At 49.6% G+C, this 248-nt stretch carries 1 protein-coding gene; it reads right to left on the bottom strand.

From position 1 onward, the window contains the following. Positions 1–248, bottom strand: a 248-nt coding sequence (locus tag AC1EU5_RS16045) for a DUF7507 domain-containing protein (protein ID WP_480193431.1), incomplete at both ends; no start/stop codon positions are given.

Here is a 248-nt window from a genome sequence, read left to right as displayed (position 1 = left end):
GGGATGCTGTTGGTATCCGTAACATCTGGGGCCTGATCACTGCTTCCTGTAGCAATGTTCGTAATGGTCGTACCTAAGTCACCTGCCTGGATCGTATAGCTAAGCGTACCACTCTCACTGTCACCAGCGGCTAATGTGGTCACGCCATCACCCGCTACATCACTTAAGGTCACGGCACCTAAAATATCATCAACCACAGCTACACCTGTCAGCGTTGCTGTACCTGTGTTCGTTACTGTAAAGGTATA

Source organism: Maritimimonas sp. 2405UD52-3, from assembly GCF_056591715.1.
Note: the sequence above shows the minus strand (reverse complement) of the source record. Positions and strands in the feature narration are given on the sequence as shown.